The organism is Oxobacter pfennigii, from assembly GCF_001317355.1.
Classification (GTDB): Bacteria; Bacillota; Clostridia; order Clostridiales; family Oxobacteraceae; genus Oxobacter; species Oxobacter pfennigii.
Map to the genome: position 1 here is coordinate 431854 of NZ_LKET01000068.1, position 7025 is coordinate 438878.

General features: G+C 38.2%; 6 protein-coding genes. 2 read left to right on the forward strand and 4 right to left on the reverse strand.

All coding sequences use genetic code 11. From position 1 onward, the window contains the following. Positions 1 to 36: 36 nt before the first annotated feature. Together OXPF_RS21470 and OXPF_RS21480 are read right to left on the reverse strand one after the other, a co-directional pair. Positions 37 to 1290 carry an MFS transporter gene (locus tag OXPF_RS21470; protein ID WP_054877251.1) on the reverse strand — a complete coding sequence of 418 codons (1254 nt, stop codon included), beginning with the start codon at positions 1288 to 1290 and terminating at the stop codon, positions 37 to 39. 502 nt (positions 1291 to 1792) lie between these two features. Then, a complete protein-coding gene (locus tag OXPF_RS21480) occupies positions 1793 to 2089 on the reverse strand; it encodes a hypothetical protein (protein WP_054877253.1) in 297 nt (98 codons plus the stop codon). Between the two features lie 408 nt (positions 2090 to 2497). Between OXPF_RS21480 and OXPF_RS21485 the strand changes: the two genes are divergently transcribed. Both OXPF_RS21485 and OXPF_RS21490 read left to right on the forward strand, forming a co-directional pair. Beyond that, positions 2498 to 2908, forward strand: a complete 411-nt coding sequence (locus OXPF_RS21485) for an HI0074 family nucleotidyltransferase substrate-binding subunit (RefSeq protein ID WP_054877254.1) — start codon at positions 2498 to 2500, stop codon at positions 2906 to 2908. 363 nt (positions 2909 to 3271) lie between these two features. After that, positions 3272 to 3667 carry an HI0074 family nucleotidyltransferase substrate-binding subunit gene (locus OXPF_RS21490; protein WP_054877255.1) on the forward strand — a complete coding sequence of 132 codons (396 nt, stop codon included), beginning with the start codon at positions 3272 to 3274 and terminating at the stop codon, positions 3665 to 3667. Between the two features lie 133 nt (positions 3668 to 3800). Here OXPF_RS21490 and OXPF_RS21495 read toward each other — a convergent pair whose 3' ends face one another. Both OXPF_RS21495 and yaaA read right to left on the reverse strand, forming a co-directional pair. Beyond that, positions 3801 to 5768 (reverse strand): flavocytochrome c, encoded by a 1968-nt coding sequence (locus tag OXPF_RS21495; RefSeq protein ID WP_054877256.1) that lies wholly within the window; start codon positions 5766 to 5768, stop codon positions 3801 to 3803. Between the two features lie 423 nt (positions 5769 to 6191). After that, a complete protein-coding gene (gene yaaA / locus OXPF_RS21500; RefSeq protein ID WP_083480095.1) occupies positions 6192 to 6881 on the reverse strand; it encodes a peroxide stress protein YaaA in 690 nt (229 codons plus the stop codon). Positions 6882 to 7025: the final 144 nt, after the last annotated feature.

Here is a 7025-nt window from a genome sequence, read left to right on the forward strand (position 1 = left end):
AATAAAGGGCCGGGGCAGTAATATATTTTGAAATCTTTATGCTGTTTTTGCCTCTGTCTTTTGCATTGTTTCCTTCATCGGGAGCATGCATAAAACCTGAATTACAAAGCTTAGAGCCACCACCATAATAACTATGGTATAACTTGCCGTTGCATCCAATATGAATCCTATAAGCAGCGGATAAACTACTGAACCCAATTGGCACAAAGCATTATATATACCCATGGCCGTTCCTGCATAGGGTCCCTTCGCCCTTTCGGTCTGCATTACGTTATTGTTGTTGCCGAAGGCTGCCACCAAACCACGGATCAGCATGATTCCCCACAGGAAAGAAACGTTCTTTGTCATAACCAGCATTGCTGTAGTTACTGCCGTTAAACCATAGCTCATCATCGCCAGATTGCGGCGTGATTTTAACATATCGGTTATAAGTCCGCCTATTGTAGGTGTGAACAGCCTGACTCCATTGGCAGCAGCAAAAATAGCGCCTGCAACAGGTAATGTAAACCCATGAACATTCATAAAAAATGGCATTGTAAAGGTATTAAATCCCTGATTTGCACCAACGGACAAAAACTGCACTATTGTTCCTAAGACAAATTCCTTTGATAAGAGTATTTTTAATGCACCTTTCATATCCGCAGCTTTCTCTTCAGCAGTTTTTTCCTTTTTACCGCTCTGGGCAAGGGCTGCCCCTCTTTCCTTAGCGAAGATCTGGAATACAACCGCAACAACCAAGGCTGCTACTGCTGCCCAGGTAAATGCCGGCCTCCAGCCAAAGGTATTGATTATGGGCGTAAAAGCTACGCCGGATATAAATGTTCCAAAGGTAGGCCCTGTCATGATAAATCCCATGGCAACGGCTCTTCTCCTGTCGGTAAACCAGCCTAAATTCATCTTGGCTCCGCCTGCAAACAAAGGCCCGCTGGCTATGCCTGCCATAACCCTTAAGAAGAAAAGCACCCAGTAATTTGACGAAAATATTATAAGGAAAGTAAACACGGCAGTTAAAAGTGATGATACTGACAATGATTTTCTTGGTCCAAACTTATCAATAAAATATCCCGAGAAAAAATTTGAAGCAACATATCCGACATAATATGCTGACATCAATCCGCCCGCCTGTGTCATTGTAATCCCCAGCTGCGGTGCCGCAGTCGGAATTGCTACTGTCCACACTGTACGGGAAATAAAGGATACCGCATAAGTAAGCATGCATAATGCCGCTACCAGCCAGCTATACCAGGTGACCTTTTCCTCACTTTGATTGACTGCTTTAACTTCAGTCATTTAAATACCTCCCCAGTTTATTTAATTTTTATTAAGGCTAAAATTACACCTCCCCAGGATAAATTTAAACAAGGCAGCATGAGAGATAAAACAGAAATTGATACAGTTAATGCCAAAGATAAAATAAAATATAGCTTGCAGATTTTAATTAGAAGTTGAGGTACGTGATATGAATTGTAAAACAACATGTGAGCTGCAAAGAAAAGTGTTATAAATATAAGATAAATTATTATAAAACAGCACGTTTTTAATATGTATATGCATGCCCGTTTAATAAATTGCTTTTCATTTATTATATATCACTTGTAATTTTTATACAAATTTAGCATTTTTATTTCACAGCGATGTAAAGCATTTTACGTCATTTACCCTTTTATTTCGCTTGTTTTCTTTGTTTTTCATATAATTTGTACATGCTTTTAAAATATATGTGACTTTAGTAAATTACAATGAGATTATTAGTCGTAAATACAAATAAAAAAAGCAAAGAGCTTAGCCTTTGCTAAAATATCAAATCCTTTTTTTTAAAGATTGCCGCACTTATAATAAATGAAAATATACCATACAGGGATATTATACCAAACCCTGTCACAATTTCCTTCATTGCCATACCTGAAGTTAAAAGTTTATATGTATTGAAATAATTGCTTATCATGTATATCGAAGTTTCGGGAAAAAACTGATCCATAAACAGGGATACCACCAGGAATCCTACTCCGCTTAAAGCAGCTAAAGATGAATTGGGCATAAGCAGGCAAAACCACATCATAACCATGCCGAAAGAAACATATGATATCATGGAAACTCCATAGGTTATAAGTGTAAAGGCTATTCCCTAACAGTCAAGTCTATATTATCAATTATTTTTCTTCCGCTTAAATGTTTTGTAAGACCTATAACCTCTATAACATTTATTGCATTTGTATCATTCATGATTTTCCTCCGCTGAAACCTTTATAAATCTCAAGTTCCCCCAAATTGGCAGCATCCGGTTTATTAAAAATCCGGCATTACTATTTTATAGCTTTGCCTTAATTTTATCAACAATAAAACAGAGAGGACAAATCTGTTACAATATCTGTTACAATAATACAAAAAAATTTTAGAATTTTATATAGCAGTTTTTAATTTATTGTTGTATAATAGTATTGCAGAGAGATTCTGTGATATACATAAGTGTACCGAAATGAAAGTGGGGTGCCGCAAAATGAACAATTGTGATACCAGATTTCAGTTCTTCGTAAGCTCTCTTGAAAAGCTTAAAGACGGAGTTTCAAAATTCAATGAAGAAAATGATTTGCTTAGAGATGGATTAATACAGAGATTTGAAACCGCTTTTGAACTTGCGTGGAAGAATTTAAACGAATGTATCATTGATGAAGGTGTTATAGGACACAAATCCCCAAAAAGCGTTGTTAGTGAATCTTTCTCATTAGGTATTTTACATGATGAAGTTTGGTACTCCATGTTAAACGACAGAAATGCAATTGAAAATATATATGATGAGCAGTTGTCACAAAAAATTTGTAACAACATAGTTAAAAAATATGTTTATGCCCTCGAAGATGTAAAAGAATTATTTCAGGCAAGAGTCATGCACCACCAGTCAGTGGCTTGATTAAGCCCTACTTGGTAATGGCAGCGCTACTCGCGCTTTGAAATAACTCCCAACCGTAAAGACTTTTAGCAGCCGCCCATCCGGGCGGCTTATTATTTGCCCTTCTTTACCTGCCCATTCGTGAACGGGTCAATATATTACTTTAGACTAATTTGTTTCGCCATCTCAACTTAGAGCTTAAGCTCTTTGTCTGCCGGCATAGCCGATGGTTGTCTAAGCAGTCTGTTATAATATCTGTTACAATGATACAAAAAAAAATTAAAATTTTATATAGCAGTTTTTAATTTATTGTTGTATAATAGTATTGCAGAGAGATTCTGTGATATACATAAGTGTACCGGAATGAAAGTGGGGTGCAGCAAAATGAGCAATTGTGATACTAGATTTCAATTCTTTGTAAGTTCTCTTGAAAAGCTTAAAGATGGAGTTTCAAAATTCAATGAAGAAAATGATTTGCTTAGAGATGGATTAATACAGAGATTTGAAACCGCTTTTGAGATGGCGTGGAAGAATTTAAACCTTTGTATCATTGATGAAGGTGTTATAGGACACAAATCCCCCAAAAGCGTAGTTTGTGAATCTTTCTCATTAGGTATTTTACATGATGAAGTTTGGTACTCCATGTTGAAGGACAGAAATGCAATTGGAGATATATACGATGAGCAGCTGGCACAAAAAATTTGTGACAACATAGTTAAAAAATATGTTTATGCCCTTGAAGATGTGAGGGAATTATTTCAGGCAAGAATGTTATCATAGAAACCCGTGATATTAAGTACACGGGTTTTTTTATGCAATAATAAAAGCCCCGGACCGGCTGCAATCCATAATTGCTTCTGCCGATCCGGGGTCATTGTATTATACAACAGCTGATCTGTTTATAGGCTTATCTTTATTTGTCTTGGGGAATATATTCAGGAACTTTTCCTGTAGCTGCCATATGGCCGGCTATCGTTCCATGAACTGCTGCATCGGGAATAGCATTTGAACCTAATCTGTTAGTCCCGTGAACTCCCCCTGTAACTTCTCCCGCTGCATATAATCCCGGTATAACCTTGCCCCATATATCCTGCACCTCTGTTTTTTCACTTATAGTCAAGCCGCCCATTGTGTGATGGACTGACGGCCACTGGGGTATTGCATAATATGGTCCCTTTTCAATTGTAAGCATTATGCCTTTATCTATTCTCTTGTTGAATTCGGGATCGCTTCCGGCTTTTACATACCCGTTGTGTTTGTTTATAGTTTCTGCCAAAGCTGCACCCTGCATATTGATTTTATTTCCTTTATATGTGTGGGCATTTATCATCTCTGCCAGCTCTTCCAATGTATCCGCTTTAAATATTCTCTCGGCTTCCATACCTCCCGTTAACTGTGCTTCTGATATAAAGCCGCCTTTGTCCACTATTTCCTGGCCGAATATTGAGAATGTCGGGAATCCGCCGCTTTCCTGTGCTGCCCTTGAGCAAACGTCTCTTCTTTCACCTTCGTTGACATAGCGTTTTCCCTCATAATCCACATAAACTATACCTGAGCTTGGTCCGCTGAATGGTATAACTGCTGTGGCGTCAAGTACTCCGTTATTGGGATCTGCGAAAGGGTAAAGCTGAATGTAGGACATCTGCATTGTGTTTGCGCCGATTTCCTGTGCCATAATTAAACCTTCACCGGTAGCCCCTACATGGTTGGTTGTAGGAATATCAGCTGTAAGGGATGGAACCTGTTTTACACGCATGTCGATATTGGCACTGAAGCCTCCGGTTGCGAGAATGACTCCTTTTTCAGCCTTAACATTCTTATATCCTTCATCTGTCTTAATCTTAATACCTACAATTCTCTGTTCTCCCGTAGTTTCACGGTAAATCTGCTCCATTTTTGTATTGAGCATTACTGTTGCTGATGTATTGGCTAAAATTTTCTTTTGAACTGCAACAATGTCGGCACCTACGCCGTTAATTGTTGTATAAGTACGGTATCCGTAATGTCCGCCGGGGCGGGTGATGGATTCTCTTACCTGCAGGCCGTTATCCAGCATGAGATTTAAGAAGTGAGGCGCTCCGTAAACCAGATTCCTAACCAGTTTAGGATCATTCATATAATCTCCGCCTACTATTGTGTCTTCAATATGCTTCTCCGGAGTATCCGGTGTCAAATTGAGCTTTTTGTATAAATCATCAGCTATCTTGCTGGTGTAGGATGCATAAACGCCGCCGTTTATCTGTGAATTTCCGCCCAGTACCGGCATTTTATCAATAATAAGTGTATTGGCTCCGTTGGTTGCCGCTTCATAAGCTGCTGCTAATCCTGCAAAGCCGCCTCCAACTACTATTACATCATAAGTCAGATCCCAATTGGTGGGTAAATCCTTTGTACCCATTGGCGGGCGGCTCTCTTCAGCTGTTATAGGTTTGCTTTCAGCAATTTTGAACTCGTCGACCTTTCCTCCTGCTGCTTCAATAGCCTTTGTTACCGCTTCAATTATTGCACTGCTTGTTAATGTAGCGCCTGCAATAGTGTCTACTCCTATGCTCTGCTTTTCAATTATGTTTTTGGGAATGTCTCTCAATGCTGCATCTGAGACTCCCTGAGTCTCTTCATGGGATACCACTTCTATTGCCTTTATTTCAGTATCAGTCAATGTTACTTTTACTTTCATGGGTTTATTGCCTTTTACATCAAAGGTATAATCTCCGGCTTTCATGGGCGTGATCTCTCTCTTTGTTTCCGGAGTTGTCCCACTTGCTTCCGTCGGCGATGGTGATGCCTGATTGTTGCTGCCGCCTGAAGGTGTGCATGCTGCTATTGATATTATCATTATGGACATTAGCAGCAGCGAAATGACTTTTTTTACTTTTTTCATGATAATCCCCCTTATTTTTGTTAAAACATTAACACTAGACGACATGGATTTACCCAGTTTTTCTCCCCTTATAGGTCATCGTCATACGAAGAGAACAATTCTTAGGCAAAATCAAAAGAGGCAATTTTCATCATCTCTACCCTCTTTCATCGATAATGCTAATTTCTTCCATGCTTTAATGGTATACCTGCACAAAAAATAAGTCAAGCAAATTCAGAATATTCTACAATTTTAACATTTATATTTGTTTAAATTTTATCAATTATTTATATTTGTAAAACATGGATGCATTACAATATCCATGTTTATATTTATAGTAAGGGCTAATTCAAATTTTTCTGTAATGAACTCTCTCCAATGGGCTCAGGAGGATTAACAAAAATGTGGCTAATAAAAATCCAAATATGTATGAACAGTTAATAATTACCTTATAAATACCCATTCGTCTTCAGAAGATAGACTATCCATATATCTATAACCTTCTTCATCGAAAGCTTTTAAGTCCTCCGGCATAACAATCTTATTCTTTGTCATAAAGCGGCTCATTAAGCCCCGGGCACGCTTAGCATAGATGGTAATTATCTTATATACCCCTCTTTTGTAATCTTTAAATACAGGGGTTACAACCCGTGCATGCAGTCTGTTAAGATTTATAGCCGATGAGTATTCCCTTGAAGCTAAATTAATAATTACATTATAATTTTGCTTTTTCATTTCCTCTTCAAAATAATCCGTAAGTTTATCCTGCCAAAACACATATAAATCTTTACTGTATTGTGTTGAAAACTTTGTCCCCATTTCCAGCCTGTAGGGCTGTATTATATCAAGGGGCTTCAGCACCCCGTATAGACCTGAGAGTATTCTTATATGCTTATCTGCAAATACAAGCTCCTCTTCGCTGAAGTCATCTGCATTTATCCCCTGAAACACTGCGCCGTCATAAGCATGCAAAGCCTGTTTACTATTTTGTAAATTGTGCTCTCCGCTCCATTGAAGGTGCCTCATGAAATTTTTCTCCGCAAGGCCGCTGTTTACTTTCATAAGGCCTTCCATTTCATAAGGAGAGTATTTTATCAATTCATCCATTAACATAGCAGCTTCATCTAAAAACACAGGTATTGAAAAATTACCGGATTAGACCCCTTACTTTGGACAAGATCGCCCAATAACTACGAATATCTCAGTATTTTAAGATTTTATATTATGACTATAAACGTATAGCCATACTTTCAATTTCCTTTCCAAGGTTTTGAGCAT

What these genes read in the sequence shown, in the direction of transcription:
- OXPF_RS21495 (WP_054877256.1), bottom strand. Translation starts at nt 5,768, where the DNA reads ATGAAAAAAGTAAAAAAAGTCATTTCGCTGCTGCTAATGTCCATAATG.
- OXPF_RS21480 (WP_054877253.1), bottom strand. Translation starts at nt 2,089, where the DNA reads ATGATATCATATGTTTCTTTCGGCATGGTTATGATGTGGTTTTGCCTG.
- OXPF_RS21485 (WP_054877254.1), top strand. Translation starts at nt 2,498, where the DNA reads ATGAACAATTGTGATACCAGATTTCAGTTCTTCGTAAGCTCTCTTGAA.
- OXPF_RS21490 (WP_054877255.1), top strand. Translation starts at nt 3,272, where the DNA reads ATGAGCAATTGTGATACTAGATTTCAATTCTTTGTAAGTTCTCTTGAA.
- OXPF_RS21470 (WP_054877251.1), bottom strand. Translation starts at nt 1,290, where the DNA reads ATGACTGAAGTTAAAGCAGTCAATCAAAGTGAGGAAAAGGTCACCTGG.